The sequence below is a fragment of the Bradyrhizobium aeschynomenes genome (assembly GCF_013178945.1).
Classification (GTDB): Bacteria; Pseudomonadota; Alphaproteobacteria; order Rhizobiales; family Xanthobacteraceae; genus Bradyrhizobium; species Bradyrhizobium aeschynomenes.
This window is the reverse complement of sequence record NZ_JABFDM010000008.1, coordinates 211994-232227: the sequence shown is the minus strand read 5'-3', so window position 1 is coordinate 232227 and position 20234 is coordinate 211994. Positions and strand designations below refer to the sequence as shown.

The 20234-nt window shown below is 64.5% G+C and carries 17 protein-coding genes and 1 tRNA gene; 5 read left to right on the top strand and 13 right to left on the bottom strand.

Translation table 11 applies throughout. From position 1 onward, the window contains the following. Positions 1–214: 214 nt before the first annotated feature. From acpS to rpoZ, 4 genes are all read right to left on the bottom strand, one after another. Positions 215–634, bottom strand: a complete 420-nt coding sequence (gene acpS / locus HL666_RS23485; protein ID WP_172132729.1) for a holo-ACP synthase — start codon at positions 632–634, stop codon at positions 215–217. Continuing rightward, on the bottom strand, positions 631–1398 hold the full coding sequence (locus HL666_RS23480) for a pyridoxine 5'-phosphate synthase (protein ID WP_172132730.1): 768 nt from the start codon (positions 1396–1398) through the stop codon (positions 631–633). The genes acpS and HL666_RS23480 overlap by 4 nt, the downstream gene beginning before the upstream one ends. Positions 1399–1480: 82 nt before the next feature. Further along, positions 1481–3787, bottom strand: coding sequence for a RelA/SpoT family protein (locus HL666_RS23475; RefSeq protein ID WP_172183873.1), 2307 nt, complete (start codon positions 3785–3787; stop codon positions 1481–1483). Between the two features lie 168 nt (positions 3788–3955). Continuing rightward, positions 3956–4348, bottom strand: a complete 393-nt coding sequence (gene rpoZ / locus HL666_RS23470; protein WP_006612728.1) for a DNA-directed RNA polymerase subunit omega — start codon at positions 4346–4348, stop codon at positions 3956–3958. Between the two features lie 347 nt (positions 4349–4695). On the opposite strand from rpoZ, the gene HL666_RS23465 reads away from it, so the two are divergent. Next, positions 4696–5346, top strand: a complete 651-nt coding sequence (locus HL666_RS23465) for a LabA-like NYN domain-containing protein (protein ID WP_172114031.1) — start codon at positions 4696–4698, stop codon at positions 5344–5346. Next, positions 5327–6031 (top strand): uracil-DNA glycosylase, encoded by a 705-nt coding sequence (locus tag HL666_RS23460; RefSeq protein ID WP_172183871.1) that lies wholly within the window; start codon positions 5327–5329, stop codon positions 6029–6031. The genes HL666_RS23465 and HL666_RS23460 overlap by 20 nt, the downstream gene beginning before the upstream one ends. 64 nt (positions 6032–6095) lie before the next feature. Here HL666_RS23460 and HL666_RS23455 read toward each other — a convergent pair whose 3' ends face one another. The 4 genes from HL666_RS23455 to dapA form a co-directional block, all read right to left on the bottom strand. Continuing rightward, complete coding sequence (locus HL666_RS23455; RefSeq protein ID WP_172114029.1) at positions 6096–6680, bottom strand: peroxiredoxin; 585 nt, start codon at positions 6678–6680, stop codon at positions 6096–6098. A 61-nt stretch (positions 6681–6741) separates the two neighbouring features. Further along, positions 6742–7215 (bottom strand): SsrA-binding protein SmpB, encoded by a 474-nt coding sequence (gene smpB, locus HL666_RS23450; protein ID WP_015666386.1) that lies wholly within the window; start codon positions 7213–7215, stop codon positions 6742–6744. A gap of 1 nt (position 7216) precedes the next feature. Next, positions 7217–7633 (bottom strand): large conductance mechanosensitive channel protein MscL, encoded by a 417-nt coding sequence (gene mscL / locus HL666_RS23445; RefSeq protein ID WP_172114028.1) that lies wholly within the window; start codon positions 7631–7633, stop codon positions 7217–7219. Between the two features lie 56 nt (positions 7634–7689). Further along, positions 7690–8580 carry a 4-hydroxy-tetrahydrodipicolinate synthase gene (gene dapA / locus HL666_RS23440; protein ID WP_172183869.1) on the bottom strand — a complete coding sequence of 297 codons (891 nt, stop codon included), beginning with the start codon at positions 8578–8580 and terminating at the stop codon, positions 7690–7692. 403 nt (positions 8581–8983) lie between these two features. Here dapA and HL666_RS23435 point away from each other — a divergent pair, with 403 nt between their 5' ends. Continuing rightward, complete coding sequence (locus HL666_RS23435; RefSeq protein WP_172183963.1) at positions 8984–11257, top strand: lytic transglycosylase domain-containing protein; 2274 nt, start codon at positions 8984–8986, stop codon at positions 11255–11257. 72 nt (positions 11258–11329) lie between these two features. Here HL666_RS23435 and HL666_RS23430 read toward each other — a convergent pair whose 3' ends face one another. Both HL666_RS23430 and HL666_RS23425 read right to left on the bottom strand, forming a co-directional pair. Next, positions 11330–12859 carry a porin gene (locus HL666_RS23430; protein WP_172114026.1) on the bottom strand — a complete coding sequence of 510 codons (1530 nt, stop codon included), beginning with the start codon at positions 12857–12859 and terminating at the stop codon, positions 11330–11332. A gap of 745 nt (positions 12860–13604) precedes the next feature. Further along, positions 13605–15134, bottom strand: a complete 1530-nt coding sequence (locus HL666_RS23425; RefSeq protein ID WP_172114025.1) for a porin — start codon at positions 15132–15134, stop codon at positions 13605–13607. Between the two features lie 383 nt (positions 15135–15517). Here HL666_RS23425 and HL666_RS23420 point away from each other — a divergent pair, with 383 nt between their 5' ends. Further along, complete coding sequence (locus HL666_RS23420) at positions 15518–16057, top strand: MarR family winged helix-turn-helix transcriptional regulator (RefSeq protein ID WP_172114024.1); 540 nt, start codon at positions 15518–15520, stop codon at positions 16055–16057. A gap of 78 nt (positions 16058–16135) precedes the next feature. Here the strand turns inward: HL666_RS23420 and HL666_RS23415 are convergent, their stop codons facing one another. The 3 genes from HL666_RS23415 to HL666_RS23405 form a co-directional block, all read right to left on the bottom strand. After that, the gene (locus tag HL666_RS23415) at positions 16136–17230 is read right to left on the bottom strand and encodes an alpha/beta hydrolase family protein (protein WP_172183867.1); all 1095 of its coding nucleotides are present in this window, start codon (positions 17228–17230) and stop codon (positions 16136–16138) included. 338 nt (positions 17231–17568) lie between these two features. Continuing rightward, entirely contained in the window at positions 17569–17715 is a 147-nt protein-coding gene (locus HL666_RS23410) for a hypothetical protein (RefSeq protein WP_172114022.1), read from the bottom strand. A gap of 99 nt (positions 17716–17814) precedes the next feature. Next, entirely contained in the window at positions 17815–19344 is a 1530-nt protein-coding gene (locus HL666_RS23405) for a porin (RefSeq protein ID WP_172132734.1), read from the bottom strand. A 688-nt stretch (positions 19345–20032) separates the two neighbouring features. On the opposite strand from HL666_RS23405, the gene HL666_RS23400 reads away from it, so the two are divergent. Continuing rightward, positions 20033–20126, top strand: a tRNA-Ser gene (locus HL666_RS23400). The last annotated feature ends 108 nt before the right edge of the window (positions 20127–20234 follow it).

Sequence of the window (20234 nt, the reverse complement as noted above, 5' to 3'; positions counted from 1 at the left end):
AACAACGTATCGTTCCGCGGCTTAAGGGAGTCTGTCCTGATTCTGGTGGTCAAGGCCAACTCCGGTTTGACCCAGAATCCGCCCATGGTGCAGTCATTCGATTTGAGCGGGGTTTTAGACGACTGCGCGCAGCCGCGCAATCAAGGGCCGCATCAAAACTACATAAGCCCCTGGAATCGATTGCATTTTTGTTTTCGGCACGCGCCGGGCGGCTTCAGGACGTTGCCTGGGGCACCGCCGAGATGATGACGAAAGCCTGCGCCAGCGGCCAGTCGTCGGTGATCGACAGATCGATGCGGGCCTCGTGTCCCGCCGGCGTCAGCGCCTTCAGGCGCTCGGCGGCGCCTCCGGTGAGCTGCATGGTCGGCCGGCCGCCGGGCAGGTTCACCACCCCCATGTCGCGCCACCACACGCCCTGGCGGATGCCGGTGCCGAGCGCCTTGGCGCAGGCCTCCTTGGCGGCGAAGCGCTTGGCATAGGTGGCGATCACCATCTTCTCGTTCTTGGCCCGCCGCTCGGCCTTGGCGCGCTCGGCCGCGGTGAAGATCCGGTTCAGGAAGCGCTCGCCGTGCCGCTCCATCACCTCGGCGACGCGGCGGATGTCGATAAGGTCGGAGCCGATGCCGATGATCATGCTGCCGTCCCCAGCCGCGCACGGCCGCGATCCATGGCCGCGCGCATGGCCCGGACCGTCTCGGCGAGGCCCACGAACAGCGCCTCGCCCATCATGAAGTAGCCGATGTTGAGCTCGACGATCTCCGGCAGCGCCGCAATCCGCTCGGCGGTCGCATAGTCCAGGCCGTGGCCGGCATGCACCTCCAGCCCGGCCGACCGCGCCAGCCGGGCGCCAGCCACGATCCGCTCCCACTCTGCAGCCGCCTTGTCGGCGTGGCCCTCGGTGATGGCGTCGCACCAGCCGCCGGTGTGGATCTCGATAACGGGCGCCCGCAGGCGTGCGGCCATCTCGATCTGAGCCGGGTCGGCGGCGATGAACAATGACACCCGGATGCCGGCCTCGCCCAGTCGAGCGATCGCGGGCGCCAGCGCGTTGTGCTGGCCGACGACGTCGAGGCCGCCCTCGGTGGTGAGCTCCTCGCGCCGCTCCGGCACCAGGCAACACGCGTGCGGCCGGGTGGCCAGCGCGATCCGCACCATCTCCTCGGTGGCGGCCATCTCGAAATTCAGCGGCTTGGAGATTTCGGCCTTGAGACGGGCCATGTCGTCGTCGCGGATGTGACGCCGGTCCTCGCGCAGATGCGCGGTGATGCCGTCCGCGCCCGCCTCGATGGCCAGCAGCGCCGCGCGCACGGGATCCGGAATGCGCCCGCCGCGGGCATTTCGCAGCGTCGCGATGTGATCGACATTGACGCCGAGGCGCAGCTTCGGAGGATGGGACATCGACGGGGCTCGCAGAGTTCTCGAAACGGAGATTGCTGGTTTAACGCATCGCCGCAGGAAACGCTGCGGTCAAACCCGCAGATTAGCCATTCACCCGGTCGACCCTGGCGACGATGGTCTTGGCGCGCAGCTGGTTGATGATGGCGGAGAGATGCTTGAGGTCGTAGACCTCGAGGTCGATCGTCAGCTCGGTGAAATCAGGCGAGCGCCGGCTCATGCTGATGTTGTCGATGTTGCCGTCATGCTCGGCGATGACGGTCGCGACCTGGGCGAGGCTGCCGGGCTCGTTGACGTTCTCGACCCGGATGCGCGCCGGGAAACGCTGCGGCGTGGTCTCGTCGACGTCCCAGCGGACATCGAGCCAGCGCTCCGGCTCGTCCTCGAAATCCTTCAGCGCCGGCGATTGGATCGGATAGATCGTGATCCCCTCGCCCGGCGTCACGATGCCGACGATGCGATCGCCCGGCACGGCGCCGCCATTGGGCGCGAACTTCACCGGCAGGCCGGAATTCAGCCCGCTGATCGGGATCGCGAACGGACCGCGATGGGGCTCCGCCGTTGGCGCCGCCGCGGCCTTCGGCACGCTGGCCGGCGCAGCCGTCTTCTTCGCGCCGTAGCGGACGACGCGCTCTTCCTTGTAGTCCGGATACATGGCCCGGGCGACGTCGGACGCCTTGATCTCACCGCGGCCGACCGCGGCCATCACGTCCTCGATCGAGGCGCGCGCCAGGCGCGGCAGCGCGCCCTTGAGCTTGTCGTCGGCATATTCGAGCTTGGTGCGCTCGAACAGGCGTTCGACGATGCGGCGGCCGAGACCGGCATACTGATCGCGCACGGCGGTGCGGGTGGCGCGACGGATCGCGGCCCGCGCCTTGCCGGTGATGGCCAGCGTCTCCCAGGCCGATGGCGGCGCCGACTGCGCATCCGAGGTCAGCACCTCGACCTCGTCGCCATTCTGCAGCTCCGAGGAGAGCGCGGCGAACTTGCCGTTGATCTTGCAGCCGACCGCGCTGTTGCCGACATCGGTGTGGACGGCATAGGCGAAATCGATCACGTTTGCGTGGCGCGGCAGCGCGATCAGCTTGCCCTTCGGAGTGAAGCAGAACACCTGATCGTGAAACAGCTCGAGCTTGGTGTGTTCGAGAAATTCCTCGGGATTGGCGCTCTCCGAGAGGATGCCGATGGTGTGGCGCAGCCAGGCGAAGGCGTTCGATTCGCGCTTGAGCCGCTCCGTCGGCGAGCCGATGTCGTCCTTGTAGAAGGCATGGGCGGCGATGCCGAGCTCGGCGATCTGGTCCATGTCCTCGGTGCGGATCTGCAGCTCGACGCGCTGCTTGCCTGGACCGATCACGGTCGTGTGTATCGAGCGGTAGTCGTTCTGCTTCGGGGTCGAGATGTAATCCTTGAAGCGGCCCGGCACGACCGGCCACGTCGTATGCACGATACCGAGCGCGCGGTAGCAGGACTCCAGGTCCGGCATGATGACGCGAAATCCGAAGATGTCGGACAGCTGCTCGAACCCGATCGATTTGCGCTCCATCTTGGTCCAGATCGAGAATGGGCGCTTGCGACGGCCGAACACGCGGGCGGTCAGGCCATGATCGCGAAACTTGCGCGCGAGCTGGCTCTCGATTTCGCCGATCAGGTTGCGGTTGCGATCCGCCAGGGCATCGAGCCGCTGCTTCACGACGCTGTAGGCCTGGGGATCCAGCGATTGGAACGACAGATCCTCGAGCTCCTCGCGCATCTCCTGCATGCCCATGCGCCCGGCAAGCGGCGCATAGATGTCGAGGGTCTCCTCGGCAATGCGCCGGCGCGAGGCCTCGGGCACGAACTCGAGGGTGCGCATGTTGTGCAAGCGATCCGCGAGTTTCACCAGCAATACACGCACGTCGTCGGCGATCGCCAGCAGCAGCTTGCGCAGGTTCTCGGCCTGCTTGGCTTCGCGCGAGACGAGCTCCAGGCGCTTCAGCTTGGTCAGACCCTCGACCAGCGCACCGATCTCCGGCCCGAAGAAGCGGTCGATCTCGGCCCGGGTCGCCTCGGTGTCCTCGATCGTGTCGTGAAGCAGCGCGGCGACGATGGTGGCATCATCGAGCTTGAGGTCGGTCAAAATGGCCGCGACCTCGAGCGGATGGGTGAAATACGGGTCGCCTGACGCGCGGGTTTGCGACCCATGCGCCTTCATCGCGTACACATACGCCCGGTTGAGGAGATCCTCGTTAGTATCTGGATTGTAGGAGCGGACCCGCTCCACCAGATCGTATTGCCGCATCATGCGCGAGCGCGGCTTCTGCGGACGCGGCCGCTCGACCGGCGGCGGAGGCGCCAACGCGGCCGTTTCGGCCGCCGCCTGCATCTGCTGAGGAGTGTGGCCTGCAACCACCATGGAAAATGACTAAACCTTTATCTTCGTGACCGAATCCGCCGGATCGCGGGCGCCCGCCGCGCCCCTGAGGTAATCACGGAATCACGTTCAAATGCAAAGGCCCGGACGAGGTCCGGGCCTTCACATTCTCACAAGTTAATCGGTGCCCGCGCGAACCTGGTCGCGTCGTCACTCGTCCTCTTCCGGCTGCTCTTCCGGTGGAGCGAGCCCCTCGAGGCCCTTCAGCAGCTCTTCCTCGGTCATGCGCTCGACCGCGACCTCGGTGTCGTCGGCATCGACGCTCGCACCGGCCGAACCGATCAACGGCACCGTATCCGGCTCCGGTTCGTCCACTTCGACGAACTTCTGCAGCGAATGCACCAGTTCTTCCTTCAGATCCTCGGGAGAAATGGTCGAATCCGCAATTTCCCGGAGTGCCACAACGGGATTCTTGTCATTATCTCTGTCAATTGTAAGTTGTGATCCAGACGAGATCATGCGCGCGCGATGCGCGGCCAGGAGGACCAGGTCGAACCGGTTGTCGACCTTATCAATACAATCTTCCACAGTGACGCGCGCCATTGTCGCTCCGGTCCTTTGTGTGCTTAATATGCTGATTATGCTGGGCTAGGTATAGAGACTGGCCGGTTTTCGCAAGGCCAAACTGGCGTCAGGGTCCGGCAAGGTGCAAGGAGTACCGATTTCGGCAACCTTGACTGGCGCTCCGTCCGGACCCGCAGAATTCGGGCCTTGGACAAGAAAACGCTTCATTACGTCGTCACAACTGCGCCTTTGTTGCCCCGATCACTCCTGTTTGCGGTAACCTCACACCAGACGGACCGCCAACACCTTGGCAGTATCTTGAAATGGAATGCGCGGCCGAGTGGAGCCGCGCCAAAAATAGAATCTAACTGAACGCGAGACACTGAATGTCATCTTCGACCAACAAGATTGCGCTCTTCATTGACGGCGCCAACCTATATGCAACGGCCAAGACGCTCGGCTTCGATATCGACTACAAGCGCCTGCTCAAGGAATTTCAGAGCCGCGGCACACTGCTTCGCGCGTTCTATTACACGGCGATCATCGAGGATCAGGAGTACTCGTCGATTCGCCCGCTGATCGACTGGCTCGACTACAACGGCTATACGGTCGTCACCAAGGCGACCAAGGAATTCATCGACGCCAGCGGCCGGCGCAAGGTCAAGGGCAACATGGACATCGAGCTTGCCGTCGACGCCATGGAGCTCGCCGAGCACATCGACCAGATGGTGCTGTTCTCGGGCGACGGCGACTTCCGCTCCCTGGTGGAGGCGATGCAGCGCCGCGGCGTTCGCGTCACCGTGATCTCGACCATCTCAAGCCAGCCGCCGATGATCGCCGACGAACTGCGCCGCCAGGCCGACGTCTTCACCGACCTGGTCGAACTGCAGTCCAAGCTCGGCCGTGATCCGTCCGAACGCCCTGCCCCGCGCGAGCCGCGCCACCACTCGCCGCAATTCCTGCAGCGTTCGACCGCGCCGGCCGCTCGCACGCCCACGACCACCACCACGTCCAACGATGACGATTTCGAGGACTAGAACGGTCAAGCGCGGCGCCCGAACGACCGATTCGGACTCCCATCTCTCGGCAGCCCATCCGACCGATCCCGACCGCGACTGTCCGCTGTGCCCCCGTCTCGTCGATTTCCGCAACACCCAGCGGGCGCGCGAGCCGTCATGGTTCAATGCGCCCGTGCCGTCGTTCGGGGACGCGAGCGCACGCCTCCTGATCGTCGGCCTGGCGCCGGGACTGCAGGGCGCAAACCGTACCGGCCGACCGTTCACGGGCGACTATGCCGGCGAGCTGCTCTATGGCACGCTGCTCCACTACGGCTTCGCCCGGGGTCGCTTCGAGGCGCGTCCCGACGACGGGCTGACCTTGGTCGATTGCCGCATCAGCAACGCGGTGCGCTGCGTGCCGCCGCAGAACAAGCCGCTGCCGGCCGAGATCAACCAGTGCCGCAGCTTCCTGGGCGCCAGCATCGCCGCGATGCCGCGCCTGCGCAGCATCGTCGCGCTCGGCCGCATCTCGCATGACACGCTGCTGAAGCTGCTGGGCCTGCGCGCCGCAGCCGCCCCCTTCTCCCACGGCGCCATGCATCAGGCCGGCGGGATCAGGCTGTACGACAGCTATCACTGCTCGCGCTACAATACGAACACCGGCGTGCTCACGACCGAGATGTTCCACGCCGTGTTCGCACGCGTGAAGGCGGATCTGGATTAGTCACTCAGCGAAATCTCGAGCCTTCGTCATTGCGAGCGAAGCGACGAAGGCGAACGGCCCGAATTCAAGTGGTGGCGACGCGGTTGTCCTTCAGCCACGTCAGCACGTCGCCCGCGTTGCGGTCGGGCGGAAACACCGGATAGAACACATGCGCAATGCGCGCATCGTCGATGATCAGCGCCAGACGCTTGATCATGGTCAGTCCGGCGATCTCCATCGTCGGCAGGCGCAGGGCGTTGGTCAACGCGAGCTTGTCGTCCGACAGCACCGGAAACGGCAGATGCAGGCGCGAGGCCATTTCGGTCTGGTAGGCATTGCTCTGCGTCGACAGGCCGAACACATGGGCGGCACCCGCCGCCCTCAGTTCGCCGAACAGGTCACGGAAGCTGCAGGCTTGCGGCGTGCATCCGCGCGCGCCCGGGATCATGTCCCAATCCTCGACCAGGGACACCTTGCCGGGCTCACCCGTGCGCGGATAGGCAAACACGACAATACGGCCCGCCAGATCCGACAGCGTCACCAGCGTGTCGTCGGTCGCGCGCAGACTGAGCGGCGGAATGGTCATCCCGACGAGATGATCGGCTGCACCGTCATCGGTCGGAGCCGGAATGAGGCTCCAATCGACGTTCAAAAGGTTCTTCTGATTCATCGGATCGCTTCCCTGGCCTGGGCGTCCTCCTGAGGAGAGCGCGGCGAAGGCTAAAGCCGCGTTACCCGCGCGCCCGCAGCAGACGGCCCTTCTCGCGCCCCCAATCGCGCTTCTTCTCGCTCTCGCGCTTGTCGTGCAGCTTCTTGCCCTTGGCCACCGCGAGCAGCAGCTTGGCACGTCCGCGCTCGTTGAAATAGAGCTTGAGCGGGATCAGCGTCATGCCCTCGCGGTCGACCGCGCCCATCAGCTTGTTGATCTGCTTGCGATGCAGCAGCAGCTTGCGCGGCCGCTTCGGCTCATGGTTGAAGCGGTTGGCCTGCAGATATTCGGGAATGTTGGCATTGATCAGCCAGATCTCGCCGTCGCGGGAATCCGCGTAGGATTCCGCGATCGTCGACTTGCCGCTGCGGACCGACTTCACCTCGGTGCCGGTCAGCGCGATGCCGGCCTCGATGGTGTCCTCGATCGCATAGTTGAACCGCGCCTTGCGGTTCTCGGCGGCGACCGTGATCTTGGGCTCGTTCTTGTCGGCCACGTCAGGCTTTCTTCAGGAGATCCCTGATTTCGGTCAGAAGCTCGACCTCGGCTGTGGGCTTGGCCGGAGCGGCCGGCGCCGCCTCCTGCTTCCGCTTCACCCGGTTCATCACGCGGATGATCATGAACAGCACGAAGGCGACGATGAAGAAGTTGAGCGTCAGCGTCAGGAAGCTGCCATAGGCCAGCACCGCGCCCTGCTTCTTCGCATCCGCCAGATTGGTTGCATTGACCGCCTTGGACAGCGGGATGAAGTAGTTCGAGAAGTCGAGGCCGCCGGTGATCGCGCCGATGATCGGCATGATGACATCGGCGACCAGGGAGTTGACGATGGCGCCGAACGCCGCACCGATGATGACGCCGACCGCGAGGTCGACGACGTTGCCCTTCATGGCGAATTCGCGGAATTCCTTCAACATGCCTGCATCCCCCTCAGACTTGCAAGAAAACTCTCGGGCGCGATCCAGCGGCTCGATCAGTTGATCAATCCGGCGTGAACCATGGCATCGCGCACCGCGACCCGGGTCGGCTCCGAAACCGGCACCATCGGCAGCCGCAGCTTCTCCTCGATCTTGCCGAGCAGCGAGAGTGCGTATTTCACCGGCGCCGGATTGGATTCGATGAACAGATTGGTATGCAGCGGCATCAGCTTGTCGTGAATCTTCAGCGCGGTGGCGATATCGCCCTTCTGCCAGGCCTTGTGGAACTCCGCGCACAGCCGCGGCGCAACGTTCGACGTGACCGAGATGCAGCCATGGCCGCCATGGGCCATGTAGCCGATGATGGTGGCGTCCTCGCCCGACAGCTGGTTGAAATCCTCGCCCATCGCCGCGCGCTGCTGCGACACGCGCACCATGCTGGCGGTCGCGTCCTTCACCCCGGCGATGTTCTTCAGATCATACAGCCGCTTCATGGTGTCGACGGACATGTCGATCACCGAGCGCGGCGGGATGTTGTAGATGATGATCGGAATGCCGATCGCATCGTTGATCGCCTTGAAATGCTGATACAGGCCTTCCTGCGTCGGCTTGTTGTAGTACGGCGTCACCACCAGCACCGCATCCGCCCCGGCCTTCTCGGCATGCTGGGCGAGTTCGACGGCCTCCTTGGTCGAATTGGAGCCCGCGCCGGCCACCACGGGAACCCTGCCCTTGGCCTCGGCGATGCACCACTCGACCACCCGCTTGTGCTCGTCATGGCTCAGCGTCGGGCTCTCGCCCGTCGTGCCGACCGGCACCAGGCCGTTGGTGCCCTCGTCGATCTGCCAGTTCACGAGGCTGCGGAACGCCGCCTCGTCCACGGAACCGTTCTTGAAGGGGGTCACCAAGGCGGTGAAAGAGCCTCGGAAATTCGTCTTGGCTGCCATGAAACTCCCTCCCAAACGCGCGTTGCCCCAGAGCGAAGCGCACTTCATACCGGGTCTGGACCCAGGGCGGAAGGCCCGCCCTGGCGTCGGCTGCCTTCTCAACAGGCATGCATGCCGGCCGAATCGCCGCGCCCGCCCGCCGCGTGCCGCCACGCCATCGTCCCCGCAACGCGCCTGATTGCCTGTCGGGAACCGACCGGTCCCGCGTCGCAGGGCCGCAGCGCCGTCCTTTGGTCGTGATTTCGCCGCGGTGTTGGCGCAGGTTGCAACCGTCCCCCGTACATTTAGTATTTGTTCACCTTTTCGATAGACCAAGATCGTCACGGATCGAAGTCATCCGCCGCAAAGGAACGCCGTGCCCTTTTCTGCCCGCGCCGCCGCATTGCGATCGACCGCCCTGTCGATGTCTCTCTCGGTGTCCCTGGCCGCCAGCCTGACGCTCGGGCTTGCGCTTGGCGGAGACATCGCCCTGGCCAAGGACAAGGTTCCGCTGCCGAAGGCGCGGCCGATCGTCCGTCACGCGGCGCCCAGCACCGCTGCCAAAGACAGCACCGAAACCAGGAGCAAGGCCGACGCCCGCGCCGAGGCCAAGGCCGACACCAGGGCCGACACCAAGCCCCACGCCAAGGCCTCCGCCGAGCCGCCGCGGACCGGCCCCAGGGACATCACGCCGGGCGCTGCGGCGGCGCCGAGCCTGCCGCCGCGCCAGCACGCCGCCCTGCCCGCCTCCCGCAAGCCGATCGCACCGGCCGCGATTGCGGCGACGTCGGCGACCTCGCAATCGGACAAGGACACGCTCGAAAACGTTATCGAACTGGTGCGCAAGCGCAAGCCCGAGGACGCCACCCAGGTCGAGCAGGCGATCTCGGATCCCGTGGCGCGCAAGCTCGCCGAATGGGTGATCCTGCGCAGCGACAACAACAACGCCACCGTCGAGCGCTATCGCGCCTTCATCACCGCCAATCCGAGCTGGCCGTCGCAGAGCTTCCTGCGCCGCCGCCTGGAGGCTGCGCTGTGGGACGACAAGCGCGACGACGCCGTGGTGTGGTCCTGGTTCGAGAACGAATCGCCGCTCTCGGCCAAGGGCCGCTTCGCGCTGGCCCGCGTCATGCTCAATCGCGGCGACCGCGCCAATGCCGAGCGCCTGGTGCGCGAAGCCTGGCGCAACGATGCGATGTCGGAGGACACCGAGAACAACATTCTCAACCAGTTCGGCGCGCTGCTCTCCGGCGGCGATCACAAGGCGCGAATGGACACGCTGCTGTACGGCAGCGAGCACGAGGCCGCGCTGCGCGCCGCACGGCGGCTCGGTTCAGGGCACCTGGCCTTGGCCAAGGCGCGGATCGCGACCTATCGCAAGGCCGCCAACAGCCGCGCTCTGCTCGACGCCGTTCCGCGCGAGCTGCATGGCGACCCCGGCTACATCTTCAGCCGCATCCAGCTGCTCAGGCGGGACGAGAATTTCACGGATGCGGCGCAGCTGATGCTGAGCGCGCCGAGGGATCCCGGGCGTCTGCACAATCTGGACGAATGGTGGATCGAGCGCCGCCTGCTGGCGCGCAAGATGATCGACACCGGCGAGTACCGCAGCGCCTATCTGATCGCCCGCGACGCCGCGCTGCCGAGCCGGGACATCTACAAGACCGAGCAGGAGTTCACCGCCGGCTGGATCGCGCTGCGTTTCCTGAAGGATCCGGCGACGGCTGCCCAGCACTTCGCCCGCATCGGCGTCGGCAGCGTCAACCCGACGACCTTGGCCCGCGCCGGCTATTGGCAGGGCCGCGCCGCAGAGGCGATGGGCCGCATGCAGGAGGCGCGCGCGGCCTACACGTCGGCGGCCGAGCAGTCGACGAGCTATTACGGGCAGCTGGCGCGGGCCAAGCTCGGCCTGCCGCAGCTCGGCCTCAACGCTGCGCCGACCGGCCGCGGACGCGGCGTCGAACGGCTTGAGGTGGTCCGCGCCGTGCAGCTGCTCTATGACCTCGACGAGGGCGAGGTCGCAATTCCGATGTTCGCCGACATGGGCGACAATGGCGATCCGGACGTGCTGGTGGGGCTGGCCGAGATCGCCGGCCGAAACAGCGACGCACGGGCGATGCTGCTGGTCGGCAAGGCCGCGCTCAATCGCGGACTGCCGTTCGACCATTACGCCTATCCGGTCAGCGGCATTCCGGCGTTCCGGTCGATCGGACCGGAGGTCGAGCAGAGCGTGATCTTCTCGATCGCGCGCCAGGAGAGCGCCTTCAACCAGGCCGTGGTGTCGCCGGCGCAGGCTTACGGGCTGATGCAGGTCACACCGGACGCAGGGCGCTACGTTTGCAAGCGCGCCGGCGTCAGCTTCGATCTCAACCGGATGAAGACCGATCCCGTCTACAACGCCCAGCTCGGCGCCGCCGAGCTCGGCGGCCTGCTCGAGGATTATCGGGGCTCGTACATCATGACCTTCGCAGCCTACAATGCCGGCCGCGGCAGCGTGAGGAAATGGGTCGAGCGCTACGGCGATCCACGCGATCCCAAGGTCGATGCGGTCGACTGGGTCGAGTTGATCCCGTTCGCGGAGACCCGCAATTACGTGCAGCGCGTGATGGAAAATCTGCAGGTCTATCGCGCTCGCTTCGGCGGCGGCTCGCGGCTGCAGATCGAGGCCGATCTGCGCCGCGGCGCGGTGGTCGAGTAGCGAGTAGCGAGACTGGATGTGAATGGCCAGTCAACGGCGATTCGCTACTCCCTCTTCCCTACTCGCCTTTCATCACCAGTTGCGCTGGGCGCGGAGCAGCAGCGAGACCGAGTCCTGGTCCTTCAGCTGATAGGTGGTGGCCGGCTTGGCGACCGCCGCAGCCGCAGGCGCATTGGCAACGCCGGCAAACTTCTGATCCAGCCGGGTCCAGGCGACATCCGCCGAGAAGGTCAGATTCTTGACCGGCGTCCAGCGCGTGATCACACCCAGCGTCGAGATGTTGAAGTCCGGGTTGCAGTTCGCGCCGACGATGCCGAGAGCGACCATGCCCGCGCCGTTGCAGATCAGGCCCTTCGCCGTGGCGTTGTACCTGACGGCGCTCCAGGAGCCGTAGACCGCCGTATTCCAGAACGAGTCCCAATTGTGGGTGAAGGCGCCGCGGACGCCGTAGGTCGTGGTCAGCTGCTGCTGGGTGCCCGCCCCGAACACCGAATCAGACACACCGGCGAAGCCGAGGCTCTGATAAGCGCCGGCCATGTTGCTGCCGCCATACATCGCGTAGTTGATCGGCGCGAGGCTCTGGAAGTTGTAGCGGCTGGCGCCATTGGTGTAGACGCCCTGGACGTTGATGGTGTCGCCAGGACCGGTCGGGATGTTCTTGACCGAGAGAGCGAGCTGACCGGCAAAGCCCCATTTGTCGGCCGGATGCCCGGTGGTCTCGTTCGCGCCGAAGAAGCCGGCGTGGTTGTCGTGCGCCGCGAAGGACGCCTGGAACAGGCCCCACGCCTGGTCGACGCGCACCATGCCGACGATGTCGGGCGCGACATTGCCGCCGAAATTCGACGTGCCGTAGGCGCCGGTGATCACGCCGGCGGCGGTCTGGCCCGCCGTATTCCAGATCTGCGACTGCGAGTACTGGGTCGCATCCTGGAGCGAGATCGCCGCGGTGATGCCCGAGCCGAAGTCGGCGGTGTAGGTGAGCTGGTTGACGCCGGTAATGGTGCCGCCGCCGCCGGTCAGACCATCGAAATTGTTGCCGGGATAATTGGCCCAGGGCGCATCGAACTGCGACACGGCCTTGCCGATCGTGAAGCCGGCAAACTGGATGAAGGCGAAGAAGACGCCGATCCCGCCTTGCGCGATGTTGCCGTCGGCCTGCGCTCCGGGCGCGCCCGCCGTCGAATAGGCCGTCGCGCCGGTCGGCGAACCCGTCCCGGCGTAGCTGCCTCCGGTCCACTGGAAGGCGGCATCGAAGAAAGTGCGCACGACGCCATATTCGGTCGCGGTGCGGGTGTCGATGTTGAGGTCCGCGCGCGAGCGCGTCGTGTAGTAGTTGCTGAGACGATTGCGCCCGCCGCCGACGCCGTTCACGGCATTCTGGAAGATCGCATTCGTGCCGAACGCAGCCTCGGCACGCAGATAACCGCCGAGCTTGATGCAGGTGTCGGTGCCCGGGATGTAGAAGAACCCCGCGCCGTACATCGAGCAGACCCTCACATACTCGACCGCTTTGGCCTTGATCGGAAGGTCGGCTGCCTGAGCCCCACTCATGGCGAGCAACGCCGCCGCTGAGCCCAGAACAAGGCTCCTCACAGTCATCATACTAACCTCCAAATTGCTCACGTCAGACCACCCCTGAAGCAGGGGCGAATGTCCCCACTCGGCGAGTCGGCTCGTCTCCAGCGACTTCACACTGCCCGCGCATAGCGTTGCACTCGGAACGATCCGGAGGCATTTTTTGTGTTTTATCGGACCATTCTCGTGACGCGCCGGACCATGCTTATGGCGACGCGGGGGCACCGCACGATACGACCGTGCGCCCTATAACAATGTGTGGGCGGCGATCTGGGCCGCCTTGTCTGCGTCCGATGGATGGCAGGACTGAAGCGCAACGGTCTCGGATCGAGTTTGAGAACGAGTCGCGGATTCGGGAAACTGTGGCGGCCCACACATCGGGAGCCACCGGGCGGCACTGCCGCGACTCATCAAGGTCGATTTCGTCCGGATTGGATTCGCGATCGATCGACGATCTCGCCGCCAACGGGTCACGCGGCCGCCAACCGCCTGCCTGCCGCCTTCACGCATCTTTGAGACGAGCGGTCACCAGACAGACGCGAATGCGCAATTGGATGGCGATGGTCGTCGGAGAAAGCGGCGCAGCCCGACGATGCCATCAGGCACGTCCGGTGGAGGTGGTTCGACGGAGGTGATGCCCGTGCAGGACATGGCGGGACCGGAATGCACCACGCTCACCTTGGTGAGTCCATTGGAGCGGTGGTTCGGCCCAAGAAAAACCCCCGGCAGTTGCCTGCCGGGGGCTGGTCAAACCGTCGTCAGACGATCTGGATCAGAAGTTGCGCTGAGCGCGGAGCAGCAGCACAGCCGAGGTCTGGTCCTTCAGCTCGTAAACCGCAGCCGGCTTGGCAACGGTACCGGCGGCCGGAGCCGTGACCGAACCCGAGTGCTTCTGGTCGAGCCAGGAGTAGGCGAAGTCGGCCGAGAAGGTCAGGTTCTTGACCGGGGTCCAGCGCGTGATCAGGCCGACGGTGGCCAGATCGAAGTCAGGATTACAGGTCGAACCCGCGTTGAAGGTCGCAACCACGCCGGGGCTGGTGCAGATCAGGCCCTTGGCAGTACCGTTGTAACGGACGGCAGCCCAGGATCCGTAGATCGCAGTGTTCCAGGCGGGGTTCCAGTTGTGGGTGTACGCACCGCGCATACCGTAGGTCGTGGTCAGCTGCTGCTCGCCACCGGTCGTGAAGACCGAGTCGCCGAGACCAGCGAAGCCGATGCTCTGATAGGCGCCAGCCAGGCCGGAGCTGCCGTACATCGCGTAGTTGTTCGGCATCAGGCTCTGGATGTTGTAGCGGCTCGCACCGTTGGTGTAGACGCCCTGGATGTTGATCGTGTCACCCGGTCCAGTCGGGATGTTCTTGATCGACAGAGCCAGCTGAGCCGCCCAGCCCCACTTGTCAGCCGGGTGGCCGGAGGTCTCCGACGCGCCGTAGTAGGCGACGTGGTTGTCATGCGCCGCGAACGACGCCTGGAACAGACCCCAGGCCTGGTCGACACGGACCATACCGACGAAGTCCGGAGCAACGTTGCCGCCGTAGGCGCTGGTGCCGTAGGCACCACCGATCACGCCGGCCGCCGTCGAGCCCGCCACGTTCCAGAGGTTGTTCTGGTAGTAGGCAGTCGCATCCTGGGCCGAAACGGTGGCCGTGATGCCGGAGCCGAAGTCAGCGGTGTAGCTCAGCTGATTGACGCCAGTGACCGTGCCGCCGCCGCCGGCGAGACCGTCGAAGTTGTTGCCCGGATAGTTGGTCCAGGGCGTGTCGAACTGCGACACGGCCTTACCCATCGTGAAGCCGGCGAACTGGATGAAGGCATAGTACACGCCGATCGAACCCTGCGCGATGTTGCCGTCGGCCTGAGCGCCCGGAGCGCCTGCGGTCGAGTACGACGTCGCACCGGTCGCCGAACCCGTGCCGGCGTAGCCGCCGGAGGTCCAGCTGAAGGTGATGTCGGCGAAGGTACGGACCACGCCGTACTCGGTCGCCGTGCGCGTGTCGATGTTGATGTCTTGACGAGCGCGGGTGGTGTAGTAGTTGCTGAGGCGGTTGTGCGCGCCGCCCTGGCCGTTGAACGTGCCGTTGAAGTCGCTGTTGGTGCCGACCGCAACATCGCCGCGCAGATAGCCGCCGAGCTTGATGCAGGTGTCGGTGCCGGGGATGTAGTAGAAGCCCGCACCGTACAGGGAGCAAACCTTCACATACTCGACCGCTTTGGCCTTGATCGGAAGGTCGGCCGCCTGAGCCGCGGACATGGCGAGCAGCACCGCCGCCGAGCCGAGGACAAGGCTCTTAACCGTCTTCATTTAAACCTCCAAGTTGCTCTTTTGAAGAAGAACCGGATCAAGATCCCCCAGGACGATCCGCTTCCTCCGCTCCCGAAAAAACCGCTTCAGCCGCTTCGCGCTCTCGGACACACCCGCGTCACGCGAGGGACTTAAGCGAACCACCTGTCACGGGACGATCGAGTAACCCCCCACCGTCGTCAGGAACTATGCCTTCGCTCATTCGGTAAGCAAAATAGTTTATGCAGTCAGGTAATTGAATGAAGCCGAAATGTGTCTTGAGGGCAACACCGAGGCAGCTTGCTGTGCACCGCAAGGACGAACAGGGATGACCTCCTAGATAAGTGATTTTGTTGCGGATTTTTTTTCTTTAGGGTCTGGCTTCGTCCTGGAACTCTTGAGCAATGGCGCCCTTGAACAATACCTCTGCCGCACCTGTGGAAGCGGCCGCGCAACCGCAAACTGCCGAGCATCAGCCTAAGAATCGCGACGCCATTATCCGCTTCGCCAGAGAGATCGCCACGATCAACGTCCATCTGGAGGAGCTGCGGTATTTCTGGGCCAAGAGAATCGGCATCAGCGGTCCGCAATGGATGATTCTGATGGCGATCGCCGAGCTGGATCGGGGCGAGGGTGTCGCCGTGAATGCGGCCGCCAAGCGGCTACACGTCGACCCCTCCTTCGTCACGACGCAATCGAAGCTGCTCGAGAAGAAGGGCTTCATGCTGCGCCGGCCGGCCTCCAACGATGCCCGGGTGGTCCTGATGTCGCTGACGAGCAAGACCTCGGATCAGTTCGCCGAGTTGGAAGCTCAGCAGCTCCAGATCTTCAGCTTCATCTTCGAGGAGTTCGACGCACCGGAGCTCGCCACCTTCACGGACAAGCTCGCAGGCCTCAAGGAGCGTTTCGAAAAGGCCAGCGCCCGACTCTCGATGGGCCTCTGAAGCCAGCCTGAGACGAAACCGTTCGCACCCCGCCCGAAGGGCGCGGTGCCGCGGCGTCGGAATGCGGTGTCCGCAGTCTCAGCCTGGTCGCCGCGGAGACTCGGCCAGCCGCCTGGCGATCCAGTCGAAGACGAAGACGTCCGCCTCGAGCGAATCCGCGCCCTCACCCGGGAATATCTTCAGCGTGATATCCGGGTGCTCGCGCTTGATCTGCGCGATCAGCCGGGCCGCGATGTCGGCCCGCAACCAGCCACGCTCCGGCACTGTCACCAGCAGCGGACACATGATCTGCCGCGCCGCCAGGCCATCGCTCGCGATGGACATTCTGCCCCGCTCGCTCGCAGCGAGGCGGCGCGACAGGAAGACGCGCTCGTGAATGTCCCACAGCCCGGCGTCGCAAACTGCGGCGGCATAGCGCGGATCCAGCGCGATTCCGCGCGCGACGAAGGACGAACTCCAGTCGTCGGCGAGAATCGCAATCCGCGCCTCGTCCACGTCATCGCGCGACGTCACGTAGTCCGTCACGCTCGCGATCGCCGATTCGAGATCGCGACGGCCGACGATCTCCTCGAAACGACAGTCCGGTCCGGCCCCCAGCAGGTCGACGACGAGCAACGCCAGGCCGCGCTGTTCGGCATGCGCCGCGAGCCTGAACAGCGATGTCTCCTTGCGCCGACCGGGCTCACCGATGCAGATGAGGGTGGGCGCCCTCCTCCCATCGCCTGGTGCCGGGAGAAAATAGGCTTCGAGAGGATAGTCGGTCCGCCAGGGAATCGTGACGACCTCGCCTTGCGGCTCGGCGCAGCGGAGGAAGTCACGCGCGCATTCCCGCATGCGGGCGAGCACGACGGTCTGACGAGAGCGAGAGCCACTGAGCGGACAGGCCGCGGCCTCATAGCAATCAACGGCCCGCGACCATTTGCGAAATGCGGTCTGGAGCTGGCCCTCCTTCAACGCGCCGCCGGCCGCAGCCCGCATCGTATCCGCGCACTGCATCCACTCGCGATACCAGGAGTCCTCGTCGTTGCGGTCGATTCGCCGCGCGACAGCCAGACATTCAGCCAAGTCGAGGCGGCCACCCGGACGCGCTTCCAACAGACGCGTAATCGCATCTGCCAGATCGTCCTGGTCTGACCACGGACGCAATACTCCCGCCGAGCCTTCCGAACTCATCTTGGACCGTTTTCCCACTACGTGACGGTGTCAGGGCCCGTCATCTGATTGTCAGAGTGACGATCCGGGATTTCTTGGTCAAGACGACAAGAGAGGATTTTTAGCCGCATGGCGGAACCGTGGCCGAACACCGCACTCGGCGAGCGCGTTGGCCAACGGTCTGAAAGGGAGCACGCCAACAGGCGGCGTCCGTCAGAGGAGGATCACGAGACGAGGAGGTAGAGAAGCCTCCAGCGGGGCATCGCCAGAGGCTTCGGGAGGTTCAACATAGACGTCTTCAAGCTTGTCTCTGCAGTGAAGTCCTCGTCAGGAACACATCATTTCATGACCTTTAGAAATTAGCTTATCAACTCATCTGTTTTCAACACCCTTTTGAAAAAAAATACCGGCTCGCTGCCGAGTGCCGAGCCGACCTCAATCCGCAGTGCATCAGCAGCTCCGAACGCCGTTTTGCCGCCTGTCTGCCAGATTGCTTGTTCTGTCATCGAACCAAGCACCGCTGCCCGACACGGCCGTGATTGCACAAAGAAAAACCCCCGGCAGTTTCCTGCCGGGGGCTCTCGAACCCAACCTGTCGATCGGGATCAGAAGTTGCGCTGAGCGCGGAGCAGCAAGGAAACCGAGTTCTGGTCCTTGAGCTGGTAGACCGCGGCCGGCTTGGAGGTCGCGCTCGTGGCCGGAGAAACGATGTTGCCCGAGTACTTCTGGTCCAGGTTGGTCCAGGCCACGTCCGCCGAGAAGGTCAGGTTCTTGACGGGAGTCCAGCGGGTGATCAGACCCAGCGAGGAGATGTTGAAGTCGGGGTTGCAGGTGAAGCCTGCGCCCGCGATTGCACCCATCGCCGCGCTGCCGCAGATCAGGCCCTTGGCAGTGTTGTTGTAGGACACGGCAGCCCACGAACCGTAGATCGCCGAGTTCCAGGTCGGGCTCCAGTTGTGCGTGTAGGCACCGCGGAAGCCGTAGGTGGTGGTCAGCTGCTGCTCACCGCCCGTGACGAACACCGAGTCGCTGACGCCGGCGAAGCCGAGCGTGCCGTAGACGCCAGCCGTGCTGCTGCCGCCGTACATCGCGTAGGAGGTCGGCACCAGGCTCTGAGCGTTGTAGCGGCTCGCACCGTTGGTGTAGACACCCTGGATGTTGATGCTGTCGCCGGGGCCGGTCGGGATGTTCTTGATCGACAAGGCCAGCTGAGCAGCCCAGCCCCACTTGTCAGCCGGGTGACCCGAGGTCTCCGCCGCACCGTAGTAGCCGGTGTGGTTGTCATGCGCCGCGAACGACGCCTGGAACAGACCCCAGGCCTGGTCGACGCGGACCATGCCGACGATGTCCGGGGACACGTTGCCACCGTACGAGTTGGTGCCGTAGGCGCCGCCGATGATGCTGGCAGCGGTGATGCCCGAGACGTTCCAGAGGTTGGTCTGGTAGTACGCCGTCTGATCCTGGGCCGAGATCGCCGCCGTGATGCCCGAGCCGAAATCGGCGGTGTAGGTGAACTGGTTGACACCGGTCACGGTGCCGCCGCCGCCCCACAGGCCGTCGAAGTTGTTGCCCGGGTAGTTGGTCCAGGGCGCGTCGAACTGCGACACGGCCTTACCCATCGTGAAGCCGGCGAACTGGATGAAGGCGTAGTACACGCCCACGCCGCCCTGCGCGATGTTGCCGTCGGCCTGAGCGCCAGGAGCGCCGGCCGTCGAGTAAGCGGTCGCGCCGGTCGCCGAGCCGGAGCCGGCGTAGGTGCCGCTGGTCCAGGTGAACGTCAGGTCGGCATAGGTACGAACCACGCCGTACTCGGTCGCGGTGCGCGTGTCGATGTTGAGGTCCTGACGAGCGCGGCTGTAGTAGTAGTTGCTGTGGCGGTTGTTGCCGCCGGAAACGCCGTTGACGGCGTTGTTGTACTGGCCGTTGCTGGCGAACGAAGCCTCCGCACGGAGATAGCCGCCGAGCTTGATGCAGGTGTCGGTGCCGGGGATGTAGTAGAAGCCGGCGCCGTACAGCGAGCAGACCTTCACGTACTCGACCGCCTTGGCCTTGATCGGAAGGTCAGCTGCCTGGGCCCCGGACATGGCGACGAGAACTGCCGCCGAGCCAAGGACGAGGCTCTTGATCGTGTTCATAGTGTTAAACCTCCAAGTTGCTCAGTCAGGGAAGGTTCCGAGTCCGCTGGGTGTGAGACACCCTCGAGGTTGGCCCTGATCCCTTTCGACCCGTCGCTCAGCCGCGTCGCGCTATCGGACACACCCGCATGACGCGAGGGACTTGAGCGAACGACCTGAAACGGGACGACGTCGGGATGCCCCCCTTCGTCGTGCGAGCAGAATTACCGAACGCCTTTGCACACGCAACAAAGGAACCATCATTGCGGCCGTCAGCAGGCGCCTTTTTGAAACGGTGTTGCACAAAAGGCACGGAACCGTGGTTCTGCGGGACCGCCTAAAGACTTGGTTTGGTTACTGTTTTTTGACAGCGCATTTTTGGGTGCTTATGCCCGGACACACTCCCCAGCCAGGAAATGACGCAAGTCGGGCGCTGCGGGCACCATCTCCGGCCGGAAATGCCTGAGATTCGGGGCAGCACCGACGTGGTGTGGCGATTCTGCATCAGCCTGACTTAGGCGGCCTTGCGCGCGGAGTTGAACTCGTCGCGATGGCGGGACTGCCGTCGACCGCGGCCGCCGGCGTACGCTCCACAGACAAGTCGCCGCCCGAACACTATGGATGAGGACTGCGCAGCTGTGAGGATTTCGAACCAGCTGCAATCTGCCGCTTGCGGCTCGGCGCGTCGTCGGGCATACCGACGCTCGCCGGAGACGTGGCCGAGTGGCTGAAGGCGGCGGTTTGCTAAACCGTTATAGGGTTGTAAAGCCCTATCGAGGGTTCGAATCCCTCCGTCTCCGCCATGTGTCTTCCTCTGCTATCCGTCCTGTCTCCGCCATGTGTCCTGATGGCGACAAGGCCGGGCGCGGCACCATCTCCGTTGATTCTTCGCCCGATCCGACACCGGCCAT

Bases quoted from the DNA above. Each gene is read 5' to 3' on its own strand.
- HL666_RS23430 (WP_172114026.1), bottom strand. From the start codon at position 12,859: ATGATGACTGTGAGGAGCCTTGTTCTGGGCTCAGCGGCGGCGTTGCTC.
- rpoZ (WP_006612728.1), bottom strand. From the start codon at position 4,348: ATGGCGCGCGTCACTGTGGAAGATTGTATTGATAAGGTCGACAACCGG.
- acpS (WP_172132729.1), bottom strand. From the start codon at position 634: ATGATCATCGGCATCGGCTCCGACCTTATCGACATCCGCCGCGTCGCC.
- HL666_RS23405 (WP_172132734.1), bottom strand. From the start codon at position 19,344: ATGAACACGATCAAGAGCCTCGTCCTTGGCTCGGCGGCAGTTCTCGTC.
- HL666_RS23475 (WP_172183873.1), bottom strand. From the start codon at position 3,787: ATGGTGGTTGCAGGCCACACTCCTCAGCAGATGCAGGCGGCGGCCGAA.
- HL666_RS23465 (WP_172114031.1), top strand. From the start codon at position 4,696: ATGTCATCTTCGACCAACAAGATTGCGCTCTTCATTGACGGCGCCAAC.
- HL666_RS23480 (WP_172132730.1), bottom strand. From the start codon at position 1,398: ATGTCCCATCCTCCGAAGCTGCGCCTCGGCGTCAATGTCGATCACATC.
- HL666_RS23420 (WP_172114024.1), top strand. From the start codon at position 15,518: ATGGCGCCCTTGAACAATACCTCTGCCGCACCTGTGGAAGCGGCCGCG.
- HL666_RS23415 (WP_172183867.1), bottom strand. From the start codon at position 17,230: ATGAGTTCGGAAGGCTCGGCGGGAGTATTGCGTCCGTGGTCAGACCAG.
- HL666_RS23455 (WP_172114029.1), bottom strand. From the start codon at position 6,680: ATGAATCAGAAGAACCTTTTGAACGTCGATTGGAGCCTCATTCCGGCT.
- HL666_RS23460 (WP_172183871.1), top strand. From the start codon at position 5,327: ATGACGATTTCGAGGACTAGAACGGTCAAGCGCGGCGCCCGAACGACC.
- dapA (WP_172183869.1), bottom strand. From the start codon at position 8,580: ATGGCAGCCAAGACGAATTTCCGAGGCTCTTTCACCGCCTTGGTGACC.
- HL666_RS23425 (WP_172114025.1), bottom strand. From the start codon at position 15,134: ATGAAGACGGTTAAGAGCCTTGTCCTCGGCTCGGCGGCGGTGCTGCTC.
- mscL (WP_172114028.1), bottom strand. From the start codon at position 7,633: ATGTTGAAGGAATTCCGCGAATTCGCCATGAAGGGCAACGTCGTCGAC.
- HL666_RS23410 (WP_172114022.1), bottom strand. From the start codon at position 17,715: ATGACAGAACAAGCAATCTGGCAGACAGGCGGCAAAACGGCGTTCGGA.
- HL666_RS23435 (WP_172183963.1), top strand. From the start codon at position 8,984: ATGTCTCTCTCGGTGTCCCTGGCCGCCAGCCTGACGCTCGGGCTTGCG.